General features: G+C 66.7%; 19 protein-coding genes and 1 other RNA gene. 12 read left to right on the top strand and 8 right to left on the bottom strand.

What is annotated here, in order from left to right:
• Positions 1-62 precede the first annotated feature (62 nt).
• The 6 genes from CFB35_RS09200 to trxA all read right to left on the bottom strand — a co-directional run bounded on the left by CFB35_RS09200 (position 63) and on the right by trxA (position 5,323).
• Positions 63-326, bottom strand: coding sequence for a type B 50S ribosomal protein L31 (locus CFB35_RS09200; protein ID WP_040144297.1), 264 nt, complete (start codon positions 324-326; stop codon positions 63-65).
• Positions 327-483: 157 nt separating this feature from the next.
• Positions 484-1,317: a zinc-dependent peptidase gene (locus CFB35_RS09195; protein ID WP_089464814.1), complete on the bottom strand. Its 834-nt coding sequence runs from the start codon at positions 1,315-1,317 to the stop codon at positions 484-486.
• Between the two features lie 38 nt (positions 1,318-1,355).
• Complete coding sequence (locus tag CFB35_RS09190; RefSeq protein WP_089464813.1) at positions 1,356-2,912, bottom strand: MFS transporter; 1,557 nt, start codon at positions 2,910-2,912, stop codon at positions 1,356-1,358.
• Complete coding sequence (locus CFB35_RS09185) at positions 2,909-3,409, bottom strand: MerR family transcriptional regulator (RefSeq protein ID WP_059585300.1); 501 nt, start codon at positions 3,407-3,409, stop codon at positions 2,909-2,911. The genes CFB35_RS09190 and CFB35_RS09185 overlap by 4 nt, the downstream gene beginning before the upstream one ends.
• Before the next feature lie 129 nt (positions 3,410-3,538).
• Entirely contained in the window at positions 3,539-4,801 is a 1,263-nt protein-coding gene (gene rho / locus CFB35_RS09180; protein WP_006753675.1) for a transcription termination factor Rho, read from the bottom strand.
• 195 nt (positions 4,802-4,996) lie between these two features.
• Complete coding sequence (trxA, locus tag CFB35_RS09175; RefSeq protein WP_006402348.1) at positions 4,997-5,323, bottom strand: thioredoxin TrxA; 327 nt, start codon at positions 5,321-5,323, stop codon at positions 4,997-4,999.
• A 389-nt stretch (positions 5,324-5,712) separates the two neighbouring features.
• Between trxA and ffs the strand changes: the two genes are divergently transcribed.
• The 10 genes from ffs to CFB35_RS09125 all read left to right on the top strand — a co-directional run bounded on the left by ffs (position 5,713) and on the right by CFB35_RS09125 (position 15,304).
• Positions 5,713-5,811, top strand: an RNA gene (ffs, locus tag CFB35_RS09170) — signal recognition particle sRNA small type.
• A gap of 127 nt (positions 5,812-5,938) precedes the next feature.
• Entirely contained in the window at positions 5,939-8,326 is a 2,388-nt protein-coding gene (locus tag CFB35_RS09165; RefSeq protein WP_089464812.1) for a DNA polymerase III subunit gamma/tau, read from the top strand.
• Between the two features lie 95 nt (positions 8,327-8,421).
• Positions 8,422-8,748, top strand: a complete 327-nt coding sequence (locus tag CFB35_RS09160; protein WP_006482124.1) for a YbaB/EbfC family nucleoid-associated protein — start codon at positions 8,422-8,424, stop codon at positions 8,746-8,748.
• A 31-nt stretch (positions 8,749-8,779) separates the two neighbouring features.
• Positions 8,780-9,376 (top strand): recombination mediator RecR, encoded by a 597-nt coding sequence (recR, locus tag CFB35_RS09155; protein WP_006478665.1) that lies wholly within the window; start codon positions 8,780-8,782, stop codon positions 9,374-9,376.
• Between the two features lie 48 nt (positions 9,377-9,424).
• Positions 9,425-10,630 carry a CaiB/BaiF CoA-transferase family protein gene (locus CFB35_RS09150; RefSeq protein ID WP_059585302.1) on the top strand — a complete coding sequence of 402 codons (1,206 nt, stop codon included), beginning with the start codon at positions 9,425-9,427 and terminating at the stop codon, positions 10,628-10,630.
• A gap of 198 nt (positions 10,631-10,828) precedes the next feature.
• Entirely contained in the window at positions 10,829-11,590 is a 762-nt protein-coding gene (gene surE / locus CFB35_RS09145) for a 5'/3'-nucleotidase SurE (protein ID WP_059585303.1), read from the top strand.
• Entirely contained in the window at positions 11,587-12,522 is a 936-nt protein-coding gene (locus CFB35_RS09140; RefSeq protein ID WP_089464989.1) for a protein-L-isoaspartate(D-aspartate) O-methyltransferase, read from the top strand. The genes surE and CFB35_RS09140 overlap by 4 nt, the downstream gene beginning before the upstream one ends.
• Positions 12,523-12,527: 5 nt before the next feature.
• Positions 12,528-13,418, top strand: a complete 891-nt coding sequence (locus CFB35_RS09135) for a peptidoglycan DD-metalloendopeptidase family protein (protein ID WP_059585304.1) — start codon at positions 12,528-12,530, stop codon at positions 13,416-13,418.
• 11 nt (positions 13,419-13,429) lie between these two features.
• Positions 13,430-14,524: an RNA polymerase sigma factor RpoS gene (gene rpoS, locus CFB35_RS09130; protein ID WP_089464811.1), complete on the top strand. Its 1,095-nt coding sequence runs from the start codon at positions 13,430-13,432 to the stop codon at positions 14,522-14,524.
• Positions 14,525-14,527: 3 nt separating this feature from the next.
• Positions 14,528-15,304 carry a 3'-5' exonuclease gene (locus tag CFB35_RS09125; RefSeq protein ID WP_059645787.1) on the top strand — a complete coding sequence of 259 codons (777 nt, stop codon included), beginning with the start codon at positions 14,528-14,530 and terminating at the stop codon, positions 15,302-15,304.
• A 29-nt stretch (positions 15,305-15,333) separates the two neighbouring features.
• Here CFB35_RS09125 and CFB35_RS09120 read toward each other — a convergent pair whose 3' ends face one another.
• Positions 15,334-16,188, bottom strand: a complete 855-nt coding sequence (locus CFB35_RS09120; protein ID WP_089464810.1) for an endonuclease/exonuclease/phosphatase family protein — start codon at positions 16,186-16,188, stop codon at positions 15,334-15,336.
• Between the two features lie 324 nt (positions 16,189-16,512).
• On the opposite strand from CFB35_RS09120, the gene rlmD reads away from it, so the two are divergent.
• Positions 16,513-17,817, top strand: coding sequence for a 23S rRNA (uracil(1939)-C(5))-methyltransferase RlmD (gene rlmD / locus CFB35_RS09115; protein WP_264160244.1), 1,305 nt, complete (start codon positions 16,513-16,515; stop codon positions 17,815-17,817).
• 64 nt (positions 17,818-17,881) lie between these two features.
• On the opposite strand, the gene CFB35_RS09110 is transcribed toward rlmD, so the two are convergent.
• Positions 17,882-18,580 carry a Bax inhibitor-1/YccA family protein gene (locus CFB35_RS09110; protein ID WP_059585309.1) on the bottom strand — a complete coding sequence of 233 codons (699 nt, stop codon included), beginning with the start codon at positions 18,578-18,580 and terminating at the stop codon, positions 17,882-17,884.
• Between the two features lie 249 nt (positions 18,581-18,829).
• Here CFB35_RS09110 and ndk point away from each other — a divergent pair, with 249 nt between their 5' ends.
• Positions 18,830-19,255, top strand: a complete 426-nt coding sequence (gene ndk / locus CFB35_RS09105; protein ID WP_040144283.1) for a nucleoside-diphosphate kinase — start codon at positions 18,830-18,832, stop codon at positions 19,253-19,255.
• The last annotated feature ends 46 nt before the right edge of the window (positions 19,256-19,301 follow it).

Here is a 19,301-nt window from a genome sequence, read left to right as displayed (position 1 = left end):
CAGCCTGGGCTGCCCTTTCGTGCGGTACCGGTGCGTTGCAACCACCGGATGCGGTGCGAAGCTTACTTCGCGACCTTGCCGCTGGCGCGTGCGCCGAACTTGTTCTTGAACTTCTCGACACGGCCTGCCGTGTCCATGATCTTTTGCTGACCCGTGTAGAACGAGTGCGATTCCGACGACACTTCGATCTTGGCGAGCGGGTAGGTCTTGCCTTCGTGCTCGATGGTTTCACGCGTCTGGATCGTCGAGCGCGTGATGAACTTGAAGCCGTTCGACATGTCTTGGAAGACGACTTCGCGGTAGTCCGGGTGAATGCCAGGTTTCATGATTTTCCTTGGTGATAGCGGTAGCCAACCCGCCGCTTGGCCGGCCGTGCCGCCCCGATGGGAGCGTTTCGGCTGACGTCAAGCCCGGCGCGAGCCACTTGCCTAAGGTCGAAAAACGGCGATTATGCCAGAAAATCAGACGGTTGACGAATAATTTTCATGGTGCGTCGAGCGCGCCGGCGCCGGCCGGATCCTGCCGGTAGTAGCGCGCGAGCAGCCGGTACAGCTCCGGAAATTCGGACTCGAACGCTTTCGGCCGCACGAACAGCGCCTCGCTGCATACGGCGAAGAATTCCGACGGGTGGTCGGCCGCATAGGGATCGATCAGCGAGTCCCGCTCGAAGCGCGCCCACGCGCGCTCCGGCACCGCGTCGACGCGCGCGCAGAACTGGTCGTACGCATGTTCGAACACGTCGGCCCACGCCTGCGCGTCGAGGTGCGGCGCATGCCAGCGGCGAAAAAGGGGCGGATAGCCGTCGGCCGCGCCATTGACCATGTCGATCTTGTGCGCGAACTCGTGGATCACCACGTTGTATGCATCCTGGCCGTCCGTCATCTGCGCGTCTTCCCACGACAGGATCACGGGTCCGCCTTCCCATGCCTCGCCGCTCGCATCCTGCTCGACTTCGTGAACGACGCCGTCCTCGTCCTGCACCGTCTTGCGGATCACGAATTCGCCCGGATACACGACGACGCCGACCCAGCCGTCGTACAGCGACAGGTCGAGATTCAGCACGGGCAGGCAGGCCTGCGCGGCGATCGCGACGATCATCGCGTCGGTCAGCTCGAGCCCGTGCGCGGTCGAAAACGATTTTTTCGCGACGAACAGGCTCGTCATCTCGCGCAGCCGGCCGAGCGCGTCGGGCGGAAGATCGGCCAGGAACGGCAGCCGCTCGACGGTTTCGCGCCATAGCGCGTCGGGAATCGGATGGCTGCGCAGCGCGCGGTCGCGGCGGCGGTCGTCGAACCAGCGGGTCAGTTTCGAAAGCATGGAGGCTGCGGACGAAAATCCAAAGCCTGTCTTTTAACTCAATCGATCTGTTTTTGCCATGCCGCGAAGAGGCCGCCGACGAGCGCCACGCCCGCGAGGAAGTAAAAGCCGTCGAGCGACGCGAGGAACGACGCCTGTTGCGCCACCATCCGCGCGATCGACGCGATCGCGAGGCCGTGCGCGTCGTTCAGCGCGTGGCCGGCGGCCGCATAGCCGCGCGTGAGTGCATCGGCGGTCTGCTGGAACAGCGGGTCGAACACGTTCGCGCGCTCGACGAGCCGTGTCTGGTGCACGGCCAGCCGGTGCTGCTCGACGATGATCACCGACGACGTCGCGAACGAGATCGTCAGTTGCCGCACGATGTTCTTGAGCCGGTAGCCGTGCGTGTATTCGTCGATCGCGAAGATGCGGAACGTGAGGTTCGCGACCGGCAGCACGATGAACAGCAGCAGCAACCCGCGCAGCAGCAGCGGGACGATCAGCGCCGCCTCGCCCACCTGCGGCGTCATCCGCGTCATCCACAGCGCGGCCGTGACCGCGATCGCGAACCCCGGCACGACGAACCATTTCTTGTGCGTGACGAATTTCGCGTAGCGCAGATAGGCGAACAGCGCGGTGGCCGAGATCAGCGACATCGTGCCGACCAGGCGCCCGGCGTTCTCGACCGGATAGCCGAGCCCGCCCTCGAGAAACCGCGACGTCAGGTAGCTGAAGCCCGTCGTCTCGTAGTAATAGAACATGTAGAGCAGCAGCCCGATCTGGAACGTCCGCTCGCGAAACGCGTGCAGCCGCACGAGCGGCGTCGGGTGATGCCATTGGTGATAGGCGAACCACGCGAGCGCGCCGAGCCCGGCAATCGTCAGCGCGATCAGCATCGGCGAGCCGCTGTAGAGCTGGTAATGCACCTGCTGCAGCACGATCTGCAGCGCCCCTTGCGCGAGCGCGAACAGGACGTACGGCCAGAAGTGGCCGGAACCGCGTTCGTCGTCCGGCGCGCGGCCCGAATCGGGCAGCGTGAGCAGCGCGAGGATCGCGAACGCGATGCCGGCCGGCGCCGTGCACGCGAACAGCGCGCGCCACGTCGAATGCGCGACCAGCAGCCCGCCGACGATCGGCGCGAGCGCGCTGCCGAGCAGGATCATGATCAGGAACGCGCGGGTCGCGGGCGGCCGCTCCTGCGGCTTGAAACTGATCTGGATCAGGATCCGGCACGCGCCCATCATCGGGCCGATGAAATAACCCTGGAAACCGCGCGCGAACGCGAGCGCCAGCGACGTGTCGGCCAGCGCCGACGCGACCGCCCCGAACGAGAACATCAGCATGCAGCCCGCGACGTAGCGGCGATGGCCGAGCCGGTCGACCCACCATTGCTGCTGCAGGATACCGAGCACGGCCGTGACCGCGTAGGCGCTCGACGACCACACGAGTTCGTCGGGCGAGGCGTTGATGCCGCCCGCGATGTAGCTCGCGAAGAACGAGAAGACCGCGTTGTCGAAGTAGTCGATGCCCGTGACGAGCGCGAGCGCCCATGGGAACAAGTCCGCGCGCAGGTTCGCGCGGCTCCACAGCGGCGATCGGCCGGGCACCGCGTTCATTCGCGATCCTTGCGGGCGCGCCGCGCGCCGGCTTCCGCCCGCCGCTGCGCGATCAGCGCATCGGCGTTTTCGCCGGCGAGGCGCCGTTCGACGTAGTCGATGTCGTGCTGCAGTTCCTTGCGCAGCGCGACGGCTTCCTTCAGCTCGCGCTGGACGGCCGCGATCCGCCGGTCGAGCGTATCGATCTGCTCGGCGAGGCCGGCGCGGATGTCGCGCAGCGATGCATCCGAATAGCGGCGCCGGCCGTCGCCGGTTTCTTCCAGCGGGCGCTTCAGCATTTCGGTGATGCCGTGCAGCGAGAACCCGAGCGCGCGCAGCCGCAGGATGCGCGCGAAGCGCTCGAGGTCGGTTTCGTCGTAGAGGCGGTAGCGGCCTTCGCTGCGCGACGGCGTGACGAGCCCGCGCTCTTCGTAATATTTGAGCGTGCGCGGCGTGACGCCGAGCCGCGACGCGGCGTCGCTGACGGTCAATAACGGGGCGGAGGCGTCGTTCGGCATCGGAGGTGGCGGATTTCGGCGGAAGGATGACGCGATTATAGGTCAACGTGTACGTTCACGTACAGGTTGGGATCGAAAAACGGCCGCCAGGCGGAATGCGCGGGCGGCCGTGTCGTGCGGCGAGGGCGATCAGCCGCCGCGGCGCATCAGGTCGAAGAACTCGGAGTTGCTCTTCGTCTGGCGGATCTTGTCGAGCAGGAATTCCATCGCCTCGACTTCGTCCATGTCGTGGATGAACTTGCGCAGCACCCAGATCTTCTGAAGGATCTCGGGCTTGATCAGCATTTCTTCGCGACGCGTGCCCGACTTGTTCAGGTTGATCGACGGATAGACGCGCTTTTCCGCGAGGCGGCGCTCGAGGTGCACTTCCATGTTGCCGGTGCCCTTGAACTCTTCGTAGATCACGTCGTCCATGCGGCTGCCGGTTTCGATCAGCGCGGTGCCGATGATCGTCAGCGAGCCGCCTTCCTCGATGTTGCGCGCCGCGCCGAAGAAGCGCTTCGGGCGCTGCAGCGCGTTCGCGTCGACACCGCCCGTCAGCACCTTGCCCGATGCCGGGATCACGGTGTTGTAAGCGCGTGCGAGACGCGTGATCGAGTCGAGCAGAATCACGACGTCGTGCTTCATTTCGACGAGGCGCTTGGCCTTCTCGATCACCATTTCGGCGACCTGCACGTGACGCGTAGCCGGCTCGTCGAACGTGGACGCGATGACTTCGCCGGCGACCGAGCGCTGCATTTCGGTCACTTCTTCGGGGCGTTCGTCGATCAGCAGCACGAACAGGACGACGTCCGGGTGGTTCTGCTTGATCGCGTGCGCGATGTGCTGGAGCATCACCGTCTTGCCCGACTTCGGCGACGCGACCAGCAGGCCGCGCTGGCCCTTGCCGATCGGCGCGATCATGTCGATGATGCGGCCCGTGACGTTTTCCTCGCCGCGCATCTCGCGCTCGAGCGCCAGCGGCTTGTTCGGGTGCAGCGGCGTGAGGTTCTCGAACATGATCTTGTGTTTCGAGGCCTCGGGCGGCTGCCCGTTGACTTTGTCGACCTTCACCAGCGCGAAGTAGCGCTCGCCGTCCTTCGGCGTGCGGACTTCACCTTCGATGGTGTCGCCGGTGTGCAGGTTGAAGCGGCGGATCTGCGACGGGCTGATATAGATGTCGTCGGTGCTCGCGAGGTACGACATTTCCGGCGAGCGCAGGAAGCCGAAGCCGTCCGGCAGCACTTCGAGCGTACCGTCGCCGAAGATCGTCTCCCCCGTCTTGGCGCGCTTTTTGAGAATGGCAAACATCAACTCCTGCTTGCGCAGGCGGTTCGCGTTTTCGATCTCCAGGCCATTGGCCATTTCGATCAGTTCGGACACGTGCAGAGACTTGAGCTCGGATAAATGCATACGGAGAACCCGCCAGGGAGGAGAAGCGACGAAAGAAAATAAGGGAGGAGGGCGAGCGGAAGCGCTCAGAGACTTAAATGCGTCTTGCCGACGTTTTTTAATTCTAGCATAGGCCGATTCGCGCTTGAGCGAGCGATCGGCGGCTTGGCGGCAGACGTGTTGCCGACTGACAACACGTCCGCGGATCTGCCGGTATTACAGGTGGCTGTCCAGGAATGCGGTGAGCTGCGACTTCGACAGCGCGCCGACCTTCTGCGCGGCAGCCGCGCCGTTCTTGAACAGGATCAGCGTCGGGATGCCGCGCACGCCGAACTTCGCGGGCGTGGCCTGGTTGTCGTCGACGTTGATCTTCGCGATCTGCAGCTTATCGCCGTAGTCCTTCGCGACTTCGTCGAGGATCGGGGCGATCATCTTGCACGGGCCGCACCATTCGGCCCAGAAATCGACGAGTACGGGCTTGTCGGACTTGACGACGTCCTGTTCGAACGATGCGTCGCTGATGTGTTTGATCTGTTCGCTCATTGGGTCAATACCTCTTACGGTTCGGGGACTGCCTGCTTGCGCGTTGCGGCGAACCGGCCGCCGTAGGCTGCCGGCCGCCGCGGCAGGTCACTCCGCCTTTCCGGAAAGGAGGGGCGTAAGCGCTGCATCCGCGGCTCGCGGGTCGTTCGGGCGTCATATTAGCCTAAATTGCTATCTGCTGCGGGCGGCGATAGTAGCCGCTACGCGAGTAGGGGTACGACGCGACGTTCGACCATCGTGCCATGCAGGTGGAGGCCGGTTCGCCAATTGCAAGGGGCGCGCCGCATGCAACGTATCCGAATGGACGACGCGCCGGTTTGCCCGGCGACATTCGCATTGATGCGAACAAACGGTCGCATTCGTCCGGAAGCGGTGATAGAATATGCCGTGACGGGCCTCCTCGCATGGTGGGGCGGTGAACCTGGTCAGGTCGGGAACGAAGCAGCCACAATCGTTTTCCGCCAGTGCCGAGGGTTGGGCTCGTCACCTTCCTTCTCGCCCCGTTCGCCGGGCGTTTTTTATTTCCGCGTCACACTCCGTTCGACCCGTGCGTTGCCCGTGTTCCGCACCGTTTCGCGTGTCGGCGCGACGCAGCGTTACTGATACAATTTCCCGATGACCTATCAAGTTCTCGCACGCAAGTGGCGTCCGAAGGATTTCGCTTCGATCGTCGGCCAGGAGCACGTCGTCAGGGCGCTCACGCACGCGCTCGATGGCGGGCGCCTCCATCACGCCTATCTGTTTACCGGAACCCGCGGTGTCGGCAAGACGACGCTGTCGCGGATCTTCGCGAAGGCGCTCAACTGTGAAACCGGCGTCACGTCGCAGCCGTGCGGCGTGTGTCGCGCCTGTCGCGAGATCGACGAGGGCCGTTTCGTCGATTACGTCGAGATGGACGCGGCGAGCAACCGCGGCGTCGATGAAATGGCCGCGCTGCTCGAGCGCGCGGTGTATGCGCCCGTCGATGCGCGCTTCAAGGTCTACATGATCGACGAAGTGCACATGCTGACGAACCACGCGTTCAACGCGATGCTGAAGACGCTCGAAGAGCCGCCGCCGCACGTCAAGTTCATCCTCGCGACGACCGATCCGCAGAAAATCCCCGTCACCGTGCTGTCGCGCTGTCTGCAGTTCAACCTGAAGCAGATGCCGGCCGGGCACATCGTGTCGCATCTCGAGCAGATCCTCGGCGAAGAGCGGATCACGTTCGAGCCGCAGGCGCTGCGCCTGCTCGCGCGCGCCGCGCAAGGCAGCATGCGCGATGCGCTGTCGCTGACCGACCAGGCGATCGCCTATTCGGCGAACGAGGTGACCGAGTCGGCGGTGTCGGGCATGCTCGGCGCGCTCGACCAGACCTACATGGTGCGCCTGCTCGACGCGCTCGCGGCCGGCAGCGGCCCGGAAATCCTCGCGATTGCCGACGAGATGTCGCTGCGCAGCCTGTCGTTCTCGACCGCGCTGCAGGATCTCGCGAGCCTGCTGCACCGGATCGCGTGGGCGCAGTTCGCGCCGGGCTCGGTGCTCGACGAGTGGCCGGAAGCGGCCGATCTGCGCCGTTTTGCGCAGACGCTGAGCCCCGAGCAAGTCCAATTGTTCTATCAGATCGCGACGGTCGGGCGCGCCGAGCTCGGCCTGGCGCCGGACGAATACGCCGGATTCACGATGACGCTGCTGCGGATGCTCGCGTTCGAGCCGGCCGTTGGCGCCGGCAGTGCGCCGGGCGGCCAGCCGTCCGTGCCGCCGCGTGCCGTGCCGGCCCCGCGTGCTGCCGCGGCGCCGGCCGCCGCCGCCGCGGCGAAGCCGGTATCGGCAGCGCCCGCCAGCGCAGCGCGTCCGCAAGTTGCGACGCCGGCCTCACCTGCCGTGCCGGTCGCACGTTCGGCGCCGGCGCAGTCGGGCGACGAAGCCGGGCGGTCGGCCGCCAAGCCGGCTGCCGTCCCGTCGCCGGCGGAGGCGGAGGCGGCAGCGCCGGCACCGGTCGCGGCCGACGCACACGCCATCGTGCCGCCGCAGCCGGAAACGAAAGCAGCGCCCACCGGCGACGTGCCGGCATCCGCCCGCAAGGAACCCGAGCCGCCTGCCGTTGCCGCCGTGCAGCGAAACGACGAACCGGCGCCGCAGGCCGAACCGACGCCGCGCGCCGCGTCGCCCGAGCCGGCCGCCGCGCGTCCGGCGGCGCGCGCCGGCGGTGCCGCCGCCGCGCTCGACGTGCTGCGCAATGCAGGGATGCGCGTGTCGTCGGACCGCGGCGGGCGCGCAGGCGCAACAGCCAAACCGGCGGCGGCCCAGCCGGCCGCCGAGAAGCCGGCCGCGCCGCGGCCGGCCGTGCAGGTGCCGACGCCGCGTGCCGCCGCCCGCGCGCCGCAAGCCGCCGAGGCGCGCCAGCCGTCGCCGCCGTGGGAGGACATCCCGCCCGACGACTACGTGCCGCTCAGCGCCGACGAAATGTTCGGCGGTTCCGACGACGGCTTCGTGCCGGTGTTCGACAGCGGTCCCGACGATGTGCGTGTGACGCCGAAGCCGGCGGACGCACGTCCGGCCGCGCCGATCGACACGCGCCCGCTACCGCCGGCGATCGCGCTCGATCCGATCGGCTTCGACGGCGAATGGCCGGCGCTGGCCGCGCGGCTGCCGCTGAAGGGTGTTGCATACCAGCTCGCGTTCAACAGCGAGCTGACGGCCGTCGATGCGAGCGCGTTGAAACTGTCGGTGCCCGTGCCGCAGTATGCGGACGCCGCGCAGGTGGCGAAGCTGAAGGCCGCGCTGGCCGATGCGCTCGGCAAGCCGGTCGAGGTGACCGTGGAGGTCGGGCCCGCACGGCGCACTGCGGCGGCGCTCGATGCGGCCGCGCGCGCGGCACGCCAGCGCGAAGCCGAGCAGGAGATTCACGGCGACCCGTTCGTCCAGCAGCTCGTGCGCGAGTTCGGTGCGCGCATCGTCGAGGGGTCGGTGCGTCCGCTCGCCGATTCGTCGCCGGACGGCGCGCCGCCTACACTCCATTGAACTGAGCGCCCCGCGACAGGCACAATCACGCCCCGCACACATTGGCCGGCACGCGCCGCGTGCCGGTTTTCACACGATCGAGAAGGAGTATTCCCATGTTGAAAGGCAACCTCGCCGGACTGATGAAGCAAGCGCAGCAAATGCAGGAAAACATGAAGAAGATGCAGGAGCAGCTTGCGCTGATCGAGGTCGAAGGGCAGTCGGGCGCCGGCCTCGTCAAGGTGACGATGACGTGCCGCAACGAAGTGCGCCGCGTGTCGATCGACCCGAGCCTGCTCGCGGACGACAAGGACATGCTCGAGGATCTCGTCGCCGCTGCGTTCAACGACGCGGTGCGCAAGGCCGAAGCCACGTCGCAGGAAAAGATGAGCGGCATGACGTCGGGCCTGCCGCTGCCCCCGGGCTTCAAGCTGCCGTTCTGAGCTTGGCGTCCTTGCCACCGTTTGCCGCCGTATGAAACAGCCGTCCGCCCTGTCCGCTCTCGTCGAAGCGTTGCGCGTGCTGCCCGGCGTCGGGCCGAAATCCGCGCAGCGCATGGCGGTTCACCTGATGCAGCACGACCGTGAGGGCGCGGAGCGGCTCGGCCGGTCGCTGCTGTTCGCGACCGAGCACCTGCAGCATTGCGAAAAGTGCAACACGTTCACCGAAGCACAGATCTGCGAGGTCTGCAGCGACGAGGAGCGTGATCCGACGCTGCTGTGCGTCGTCGAGACGCCCGCCGACCAGATCATGCTCGAGCAGACGATGACCTACCGCGGGCTGTATTTCGTGCTGATGGGGCGACTGAGCCCGCTCGACGGAATCGGTCCGAAGGAAATCCATTTCGACCGCCTCGTGCGGCGCGCATCCGACGGCGTCGTCAAGGAAGTCGTGCTCGCGACCAACTTCACGAACGAAGGCGAAGCCACCGCCCACTATCTCGGCCAGACGCTCAAGGCGCGCGGGCTGGCGGTCACGCGTCTCGCGCGCGGCGTGCCGGTGGGCGGCGAGCTCGAGTACGTGGACGCGGGCACCATCGCCCGCGCGATGCTCGATCGCCGCACGATGTAAGCCGGGCGCCGCCTGCTAGCGGCGCCGTTCCTCATGCCAGGGAGACACATGAGCACCAGCCAGGGCCCGCTCGCGGGCGTCAAAGTGCTCGAATTCGGAACGCTGATCGCGGGGCCGTTCGCGTCGCGGCTGTTCGCCGAATTCGGCGCGGAAGTGATCAAGATCGAGGATCCGAACGGCGGCGACCCGCTGCGCAAATGGCGCAAGCTCTACCCGGAGCAGGGCGGCACGTCGCTGTGGTGGTCCGTGCAGGCGCGCAACAAGAAATCGGTCACGCTAAACCTGAAAGCCGACGCCGGCAAGGCGATCGCGCGGCAACTCGCGAGCGAGGCCGACATCGTGATCGAGAACTTCCGTCCGGGCCTGCTCGAAAAGCTCGGGCTCGGCTACGACGTGCTGTCGGCCGACAATCCGGGCCTCGTGATGGTGCGCCTGTCCGGCTACGGGCAGACGGGCCCGTACCGCGACCGGCCCGGCTTCGGCGCGATCGCCGAATCGATGGGCGGGCTGCGCCACATCACCGGCTATCCGGATCTTCCGCCGCCGCGCATCGGCATCTCGATCGGCGATTCGATCGCCGCGCTGCACGGCGTGATCGGCGCGCTGATGGCGCTCCATCACCGCAAGGTCAACGGCGGCGCGGGGCAGGTGGTCGACGTTGCACTGTATGAAGCCGTCTTCAACATGATGGAAAGCGTGGTGCCCGAATACGGCGTGTACGGGATGGTGCGCGAGCGCACCGGCGCGTCGCTGCCGGGCATCGTGCCGTCGAACACGTATGCATGCCGCGACGGCAGCATCGTGATCGGCGGCAACAGCGACCCGATCTTCAAGCGGCTGATGAAGGCGATCGAGCGCGACGACCTCGCCGACGATCCCGCGCTCGCGCAAAACGACGGGCGCGTGCCGCGCACGCAGGAAATCGACGACGCGATCGCCGCGTGGCTCGCGCCGCGCACGATCGACGAGGCGCTCGGCGTGCTGAACGCGGCCGACGTGCCGGCCGGACGCATCTACAGCGCGGCCGACATGTTCACCGATCCGCAGTTCGTCGCCCGCCAGATGATCCAGCGGTTCAAGCTGGCCGACGGCACCGACATTCCGCTGCCGAACATCACGCCGAAGCTGTCGGCCACGCCGGGCGAAACGCGCTGGCTCGGGCCCGAGCTCGGCGAGCACACCGACGAGGTGCTGCGCGGCCTCGGCTACGACACGCAGGCGATTGCCGCACTGCGCGAGGCGGGCGCGATCTGAGCGCAGCCGGCCCGGCGATGGGATCCCGTCGTCCAGACTTTCGTCGGGGCGGCAAATCGGGCGACACGGTGTTTTCCCCAGCGCGCGGAACGCCGCCGCGCAGTACGGCGGCGCATCGCCCGCCCATGCGTATACCCGCCCGCCTGCGGTGGCTGGACTGTCGCTCTCGCGCCATCCTTCCTCGGTTACAATCGCCGGATGCGAATCCTACTCAGCAACGACGACGGCTATCTCGCCCCTGGTCTCGCCGCGCTCAGCGAAGCGCTGCAGCCGCTGGCCGAGCTTACGGTGATCGCGCCCGAGCAGAACTGCAGCGGCGCGTCGAATTCCCTCACGTTGTCGCGGCCGCTGTCGGTGCAGCGCGCAGCGGGTACGGGTTTCTTCTACGTGAACGGCACGCCGACCGATTCGGTGCACGTCGCGCTGACGGGGATGGCCGATGCGAGGCCGGACATCGTCGTGTCCGGCATCAACAACGGCCAGAACATGGGCGAAGACACGCTCTATTCGGGGACAGTTGCAGCCGCCACCGAAGGCATCATGTTCGGCGTGCCGGCCATCGCGTTCTCGCTGGTCGACAAGGGCTGGACGCATCTGGCCGACGCCGCGCGCGTCGCCGCGGAAATCGTCGCGCACTACCTCGCGCATCCGCTGCCGGGCCAGCCGCTGCTGAACGTCAACATTCCGAACCTGCCGTACGATCAACTGAAGGGCTGGAAGGTCACGCGCCTCGGCAAGCGTCATCCGTCGCAGCCGGTGATTCGCCAGACCGACCCGCGCGGCGAGCCGATCTACTGGATCGGCGCCGCGGGAGAGGCGCTGGACGCCAGCGAAGGCACCGATTTCCATGCCGTCGCGAACGGTTTCGTGTCGATCACGCCGCTGCAGCTCGATCTCACGCATACGCAGATGCTGCCCGCGACGCGCGAATGGGCGCGCGCCGGAGGGCGGGCTTCATGAGCGGCGAGCGCGCGAAGCGGTTCCCGCTCGCGCTCGAAGATCTCAAGCGAGCGCCACGCAAGTCGGAAAAAGGCCGGGCCGGCGAACGCCAGACGGCGAGCGCGGTGCCGAAGGCCGCCGACAAACCCGCGGCCGCGCTGAAACCGGTCGCGGTGAAGCCGGCCGCGTTGCGTGCGCCGCAGCCGGGCATCGCCGCCGCGAAGCCGGCGACCGCACCGAAGCCCACCGCACTGAAACCTGCGCTACCGAAGCCGGCTGCGCCGAGTGTCGCGCCGGCCGGCGCGTTCGCGCTTACGTCGGAACGTGTGCGCGAGCGGATGGTCGAACGCCTGCGCGCGAACGGCGTGACCGATGCGCGCGTGCTGGACGCGATGGCCGCGGTGCCGCGCCACCTGTTCGTGGATCCGGGGCTCGCGACGCAGGCCTACGAGGATTCGGCGCTGCCGATCGGCCACCAGCAAACCATTTCAAAGCCGTCGGTCGTCGCGCGCATGATCGAGCTCGCGATGGCCGGCCGCACGCTCGAGCGCGTGCTCGAGATCGGCACGGGCTGCGGCTATCAGGCCGCCGTGCTGAGCCACGTGGCACGCGACGTGTATTCGATTGAACGCATCAAGCCGCTTTACGAGCGCGCGAAGCTGAACCTGCGGCCGCTGCGCGTGCCGAACATCCGTCTGCACTACGGCGACGGGCGTGTCGGTCTGCCGTCCGCGGCCCCGTTCGACGCGATCGTGATCGCGGCGGCGGGGCTCGACGTGCCGCGCGCGCTACTCGAGCAACTCGCGATCGGCGGGCGGCTCGTCGCGCCTGTCGGTGCGCAGAGCGGACAGCACCAGGTGCTCACGCTCGTCGAGCGCGTCGCGCACGCGCAATGGCGAGAGTCCCGGCTTGATCGCGTTTTCTTTGTCCCTTTAAAATCCGGAGTGATTTGAAACCGATGAGTATGTTGCGCGCGATGCAAAACAACCGATCCAGGGAACCGCTCACGCTCGCCCAGCGCGCGATCTGTGTGGCTGCTTTCTCCACGCTGCTGGCCGCCTGTGCGACGCGGCTCGACAACGCGCCCGTCGTCGATCGCTCCGGGGCGCTCGGCACGAGCACCGCCGCGCAGCCCGCGGTGCCGCTCGGCCCGCCGCCGCCCGGCTTCTATCGGGTGAAGCCGGGTGACACGCTGTACCGGATCGCGCTCGAGAACGGGCAGAACTATCGAGACATCGCGTCGTGGAACAATCTGGCGAACCCGAACCAGATCGAAGTCGACCAGTTGCTGCGTGTCGCGCCGCCGGGCGGCGCCGCGGTCGCGGGCGCGCCGGCCACCGCACCGATCGCCGGTGGTGCGGTCGCGACCGCGCCGCTGAGCAGCGGCCCGGCCACGCCGGCTGCCGGCACGTCGTCGGCACTTGCCGCCACGCCGCCGGCCGCGGCAACCGGATCGAGCGATACGGCCGCGGCCCCGAGCGGCCCCGTGACGTTCGCGTGGCCCGCGCGCGGCCCCGTGCTGAACGGGTTCGACGATGCGAAGAACAAGGGTGTCAATATCGGCGGGACGGCCGGCGAGGCCGTGAAGGCGGCAGCAGACGGCCGCGTCGTTTACTCCGGCAACGGGCTGCGTGGTTACGGCAACCTCATTATCATCAAACACGATGCAACTTACCTCACGGCGTATGCACACAATCGCGCTTTGATGGTAAAAGAGGGGGACGCGGTAACGAAGGGGCAGAAGATCGCCGAGATGGGTAACAGCGATGCCGACCGCGTGATGCTGCATTTCGAGGTTCGCCGGCAGGGTAAGCCTGTCGATCCGCTGAAGTATTTGCCGCCTCAATAACCGAGACGACCATGCCGAAATCGAAGCGCCACGAGCCGCAAGCCGAGTCTGAGAAGATCAGTCGTGCCACGCAAGCATCGGTGGGGCGAGCAGGTGCTTCGACGGACGACGAAGACGACGTCGCGGAAAACGAACGCGATCTCGAGGCACGCGACGCCGACGCCGACGCGGACGGTGGCGACGACGAGCGCGAAAGCCGCCAGGAAGCAGTTCCCGACGTCGACGATTTCCGCACGCTGCTGCAGGCCGAGCTCACGGCCGACACGATCCAGCATTACCTGAACCGCATCAGCGTGAAGCCGCTGCTGACCGTCGAGGAAGAGCAGCGCTATTCGCGCCTCGCGAAGGCCGGCGAATTCGAGGCGCGGCAGGTGATGATCGAGCGCAACCTGCGTCTCGTCGTCAGTATCGCGAAGGGGTACCTGAACCGCGGCGTGCCGCTGCTCGACCTGATCGAGGAAGGCAACCTCGGCCTGATGCATGCGATCGAGAAATTCGACCCGACGCGCGGGTTCCGTTTCTCGACCTATGCGACGTGGTGGATCCGGCAGAGCATCGAGCGGGCAATCATGAACCAGGCCCGCACGGTACGCCTGCCCGTGCACGTGATCCGCGAACTGAACCAGGTGCTGCGCGCGAAGCGCCACCTCGAAAAGAATTCGATGTCGACGGGCGAGGCGGCCGAGCGCCGCGAAGCCAGTATCGACGACATCGCCTATCTCACCGGCAAGACCGCCGAGGAAGTCACCGATATCCTCGCGCTCAACGAACACACGGCATCGCTCGACGCGCCGCTCGACCTCGATCCCGCGAGCAGCCTGCTCGACCTGCTGCCCGACGACCAGAGCCAGTCGCCCGACGCCGAGGTGCAGCATCGCGAGCTCGAAACGCTGACGCGCGCGTGGCTGTCGCGGCTGTCCGACAAGCACCGGCACGTGATCGAGCGCCGCTTCGGCCTGAACCACATCGAACCGGCGACGCTCGAGGAGCTTGCCGACGAGATGGGGCTCACGCGCGAGCGCGTGCGCCAGATCCAGCAGGAAGCGCTGGTGCGCCTCAAGCGGTTCTTCGCCTCCAACGGCGTGCGCAAGGACGCCGTTCTGTAACTGATGACTCCGATTCTCGTTTTTGACATCGAGACGATTCCCGATGTCGACGGCATCCGCCGTCTGGAAGACCTGCCCGCGACGCTCGACGATGCCGCAGTGGCCGAACATGCGTTTGCCGCACGCCGCGAGAAGACCGGCGGCGATTTCCTGCCGCACCATCTGCAGCGGATCGCGGCGATCTCGTGCGTGTTCCGCGACAACAACGGTTTTCGCGTGCGCTCGCTCGGGACGCCGCAGGACAACGAAGCCACGCTGATCCAGTCGTTCTACCGCGTGATCGAGAAATACACGCCGCAACTCGTGTCGTGGAACGGCGGCGGTTTCGATCTGCCGGTGCTCCATTACCGCGCGCTCGTGCACGGCATTCCCGCCACCCGCTACTGGGATCTCGGCGAGGACGACCGCGAATTCAAGTGGAACAACTACATCTCGCGCTATCACTCGCGGCATACCGACCTGATGGACGTGTTGGCGATGTATCAGGCGCGCGCGAACGCGCCGCTCGACGCGCTGGCGAAGCTGTGCGGTTTCCCGGGCAAGCTCGGGATGGACGGCAGCCAGGTATGGCCGGCGTTCCGCGACGGCCGGATCGACGAAATCCGCAACTATTGCGAAACCGACGTCGTCAACACCTACCTGCTGTATTGCCGGTTTCAGTTGATGCGCGGCGGGCTGACGCCGAGCGAGTACGCGGACGAAATCCTGCTCGTGAAGAACGCGCTCGCGCTGGAGCCGGCGCCGCACTGGGCTGAATACCTGGCCGGCTTCGACGCGTAGCGCGGGCGGCGGCGCCGCAACCTGCGCGTTCAGGCCAGCTCGAGCAGCACCGGCTGGTGATCGGACGCGCGTACGTCGCCGTCGATCTCGCAGCCGGTGACGCGCGGCAACAGCGTGTCGGTCACGAACACGAAATCGCACGCGAGCGGGCCGTCCGACCATTGCACCGTATCGTAGACGCCGGCCGTCGGCGGCGGCGTACGACCGGGATGCAGCGCGACCCACGCGTCGACGAAACGCGGCGCGTCGGCAATCGGCTCCAGAAAGCGTCGGTATGCCTCGCTGCCGAATGCGCTGTTGAAATCGCCGCAGACGATCGCGTCGCGCGGTTGTCCGGTCGCGCTGAACGGCCCGTCGGCGGTTTCGGCGGGCGCGGGGTGGTCCGCGTGCGCACAGGCCTCGCGATGCCGGGCGCGTAGCGCGTCGACCTGTGCAAGCCGCTGGCGCGCCGAGTAATACTCCAGATGCGTGGTGATCACGCGCAACGGCCCGAAGGGCGCCTGCAACTCGATATCGAGCGCGACGCGCGGCATCGACGGCGCGCCGGCGTCCGCGGGCCACGGCAGCAATTGGCGCAGCACGCGCCCGACCGGCAGCCGCGTCGCGATCGCATTGCCGAACTGGCGGCGTGCTCCCCCGGGCCGGATGGCCGGCAGGTCGGCGCCGATGGCGTCGACGATCGTATAGCCGGGCAACAGCGCCGCGAGTTCGGCGAACTGATCGGGGCCTGGCCGGCCGGGCAGTGCGTCGAAGCCGCGCGTGACTTCCTGCAGGCACAGCACGTCGAAATCGCCGAGCCGGCGGATGGCTGCGACGGTGCGCGGAAGATCGACGCCGCCGTCCGCGTCCCGGCCCCATTGGATGTTCCAGTCGATCAATCGCATGGTCGAACCTCCTGTCGGGCGGGTAGGGATGTTGGGCCTCGGACGTTGCCTCGGCTGATTCCGTGGCCCACGCCGGCCGCGGGCGAATCGGAAAGCCGCGTCGAGCGGCCGTCCGGGCCCGCGCCGCATGGTTTATGCCCGCGTGCCCGATGCGTGCCTCATCCAAAGCACGCGGCGAGGGCCTGCGTCGTCTACAATCTCGCCTTCTTCAACGTTTGTCAGGAAAAGCTGGTGTCCGAAGCCGTCCCCACTTCTGCGCGCAAATCGAAAAATGCGCCCGTTCCGCCCGGGCCTGCACCGGTTCTCGAGATCGAATCGCTCGACATGGAAGCGCGCGGTGTCGGCCGCACGGTGACCGAGGACGGCCAGCCGGGCAAGGTGATCTTCGTCGAAGGCGCGCTGCCGGGCGAGCGCGTGACCTATTCGAGCTATCGCCGCAAGCCGAGCTACGAGCAGGCGACGGTCGTCGACATTCTGCGCCCGAGCGTGATGCGCACGCAGCCGAAATGCAAGTTCTTCGGCACCTGCGGCGGCTGCTCGATGCAGCATCTCGACATGCGCGCGCAGGTCGCGGTCAAGCAGCGCGTGCTCGAAGACAATCTGTGGCACCTGGCGAAGCTGCGCGCGGAAACGATGTTCGCGCCGATCCACGGCCCGTCATGGGGCTATCGCTACCGCGCGCGCCTGACCGTGCGCAACGTCGCGAAGAAGGGCGGCGTGCTGGTCGGATTCCACGAGAAGAAGAGCAGCTACGTCGCCGACATGACGAGCTGCGAAGTGCTGCCGCCGCACGTGTCGGCGATGCTCGTGCCGCTGCGCCGGCTCGTCGAGGGGCTGTCGATTCGCGACCGGATGCCGCAGATCGAACTCGCGGTCGGCTCGGCCGTCACGGCGCTCGTGCTGCGCGTGCTGGAGCCGATCAACGCGGACGACGAAGCGCTGCTGCGCGCGTTCGCGGACGAGCACAAGGTGCAGTTCTGGCTGCAGCCGAAGGGGCCGGACACGGTAACGCCGTTCTATCCGCTCGACGTGTCGCTCGATTACACGCTGCCGGAATTCGGCATCCGCATGCCGTTCAAGCCGACCGACTTCACGCAGGTCAATCACCAGATCAACCGCGTGCTGGTGGGCCGCGCGCTGCGCCTGCTCGCGCCGTCGCGCGACGACCGCGTGCTCGACCTGTTCTGTGGAATCGGCAACTTCACGCTGCCGCTCGCGCGGCTGTCGCGCGAAGTGATGGGCATCGAGGGCAGCGACACGCTGACCACGCGCGCGCTGGCGAACGCGCGCGAGAACGGTGTCGACGGCCACACGACGTTCGCGTGCCGCAACCTGTTCGAAGTGACGGGCGACGATCTGCGCGCGCTCGGCGCATTCGACAAGTTCCTGATCGACCCGCCGCGCGAAGGCGCGCTCGCGGTGTCGAAGGCGCTGGCCGAGATCGCGCAGAGCGGCGAAGGCCCGCTGCCGAAACGCATCGTCTACGTGTCGTGCAACCCGTCGACGCTCGCGCGCGATGCGGGCCTGCTCGTGCACGAGGCCGGCTACCGCTTGAAGGGCGCTGGTGTCGTGAACATGTTCCCGAATACGTCGCACGTCGAATCGATGGCGCTGTTCGAGCGCGACTGAGCCGGGCGTCGGACGTAAAAAAACCGGCCCGCGGGCCGGTTTTTTCATGGGTGCGCAGCGAACGTCAGTTGCGGTTGCCGCCGAAGATGCCGAGCAGCGCGAGCAGGTTCGTGAACACGTTGTACAGGTCGAGGTAGATCGCGAGCGTGGCCGAGATGTAGTTCGTCTCGCCGCCGTTCACGACGCGCTGGACGTCGAACAGCATGTAGGCCGAGAAGATCGCGATCGCGAGCACCGACACGGTGAGCATCAGCGCCGGCAGTTGCAGGAAGATGTTCGCGACCGACGCCAGCAGGATCACGATCACGCCCATGAACAGCCACTTGCCGAGCCCCGAGAAGTCGCGCTTGCTGACGGTGGCGATCGTCGCCATCACGGCGAAGATGATGCCGGTGCCGCCGAACGCGAGCATGATCAGCGACGGGCCGTTCGAGAAGCCGAGGATGAAGCTCAGCAGCCGCGACAGCATCAGGCCCATGAAGAACGTGAAGCCGAGCAGCACGAACACGCCGGCCGCGCTGTTTTTCGTCCGCTCGATCGCGAACATGAAGCCGAACGCGATCGCGAAGAACGCGAGCAGGCTCATCATCGGGCTCGTGGCCGCGAACAGCGAGAAGCCCGTCGCGACGCCGACCCAGGCGCCCAGCACGGTCGGCACCATCGACAGTGCGAGCAGCCAGTACGTGTTCCGCAGCACGCGGTTGCGAACCTCGGCGGTGCTGACGGAACCGCCGCGGCCGAAATTGTACGGATAGTCGTTCATGGTTTCTCCTAACATTGAACGCGTGGGCGTCCGGGGCCGGTTCGGCGCGCGCGATGTGCGGCGCAGCAAACCGGGGCAGCTATGGCTAAGATACGTTCCGTGCCGCGAGGTTTCAATGGCTCGGCGGAACAAAACATATGGATTCTGAACCTTTCATTCGTGTAAGGGTTCAATCGCAATGATACACGGGATCGTGCTACAATAGCGGATTCATTTGAACCTGTAACTTCTTAATTTTTTGGAGTTTTTATGGCAATCGAGCGCACCCTGTCGATCATCAAGCCGGATGCGGTGGCAAAGAACGTGATCGGCCAGATCTACAGCCGTTTCGAAGGCGCCGGCCTGAAGATCGTCGCAGCGCGCATGGCACACCTGTCGCGTGCTGACGCAGAGAAGTTCTACGCAGTCCACGCGGCACGTCCGTTCTTCAAGGATCTCGTCGATTTCATGATCTCGGGCCCGGTGATGATCCAGGTTCTGGAAGGGGAAGGCGCGATCCTGAAGAACCGCGACCTGATGGGCGCGACGGATCCGAAGAAGGCGGAAAAGGGCACGATCCGGGCCGACTTCGCCGACAGCATCGACGCGAACGCCGTGCACGGCTCGGACGCTGCGGAAACGGCAGCGGTCGAAATCGCGTTCTTCTTCCCGGAAATGAACGTTTACTCGCGTTAAGCCCTGGCTGACAGCAAGTAGGCAGGATTCAGCGCACGCGGCAAGG

The organism is Burkholderia sp. AU16482 (assembly GCF_002223285.1).
In the GTDB taxonomy this organism is placed as follows: domain Bacteria; phylum Pseudomonadota; class Gammaproteobacteria; order Burkholderiales; family Burkholderiaceae; genus Burkholderia; species Burkholderia semiarida.
Note: the sequence above shows the minus strand (reverse complement) of the source record. Positions and strands in the feature narration are given on the sequence as shown.

Coding starts and splice junctions, on each gene's coding strand:
- ndk (WP_040144283.1), top strand. CDS start 18,830: ATGGCAATCGAGCGCACCCTGTCGATCATCAAGCCGGATGCGGTGGCA.
- recR (WP_006478665.1), top strand. CDS start 8,780: ATGAAACAGCCGTCCGCCCTGTCCGCTCTCGTCGAAGCGTTGCGCGTG.
- rlmD (WP_264160244.1), top strand. CDS start 16,513: ATGGAAGCGCGCGGTGTCGGCCGCACGGTGACCGAGGACGGCCAGCCG.
- CFB35_RS09150 (WP_059585302.1), top strand. CDS start 9,425: ATGAGCACCAGCCAGGGCCCGCTCGCGGGCGTCAAAGTGCTCGAATTC.
- CFB35_RS09135 (WP_059585304.1), top strand. CDS start 12,528: ATGAGTATGTTGCGCGCGATGCAAAACAACCGATCCAGGGAACCGCTC.
- CFB35_RS09140 (WP_089464989.1), top strand. CDS start 11,587: ATGAGCGGCGAGCGCGCGAAGCGGTTCCCGCTCGCGCTCGAAGATCTC.
- CFB35_RS09110 (WP_059585309.1), bottom strand. CDS start 18,580: ATGAACGACTATCCGTACAATTTCGGCCGCGGCGGTTCCGTCAGCACC.
- CFB35_RS09160 (WP_006482124.1), top strand. CDS start 8,422: ATGTTGAAAGGCAACCTCGCCGGACTGATGAAGCAAGCGCAGCAAATG.
- rpoS (WP_089464811.1), top strand. CDS start 13,430: ATGCCGAAATCGAAGCGCCACGAGCCGCAAGCCGAGTCTGAGAAGATC.
- CFB35_RS09195 (WP_089464814.1), bottom strand. CDS start 1,317: ATGCTTTCGAAACTGACCCGCTGGTTCGACGACCGCCGCCGCGACCGC.
- CFB35_RS09165 (WP_089464812.1), top strand. CDS start 5,939: ATGACCTATCAAGTTCTCGCACGCAAGTGGCGTCCGAAGGATTTCGCT.
- CFB35_RS09185 (WP_059585300.1), bottom strand. CDS start 3,409: ATGCCGAACGACGCCTCCGCCCCGTTATTGACCGTCAGCGACGCCGCG.
- rho (WP_006753675.1), bottom strand. CDS start 4,801: ATGCATTTATCCGAGCTCAAGTCTCTGCACGTGTCCGAACTGATCGAA.
- surE (WP_059585303.1), top strand. CDS start 10,829: ATGCGAATCCTACTCAGCAACGACGACGGCTATCTCGCCCCTGGTCTC.
- CFB35_RS09200 (WP_040144297.1), bottom strand. CDS start 326: ATGAAACCTGGCATTCACCCGGACTACCGCGAAGTCGTCTTCCAAGAC.
- CFB35_RS09125 (WP_059645787.1), top strand. CDS start 14,528: ATGACTCCGATTCTCGTTTTTGACATCGAGACGATTCCCGATGTCGAC.
- trxA (WP_006402348.1), bottom strand. CDS start 5,323: ATGAGCGAACAGATCAAACACATCAGCGACGCATCGTTCGAACAGGAC.
- CFB35_RS09190 (WP_089464813.1), bottom strand. CDS start 2,912: ATGAACGCGGTGCCCGGCCGATCGCCGCTGTGGAGCCGCGCGAACCTG.
- CFB35_RS09120 (WP_089464810.1), bottom strand. CDS start 16,188: ATGCGATTGATCGACTGGAACATCCAATGGGGCCGGGACGCGGACGGC.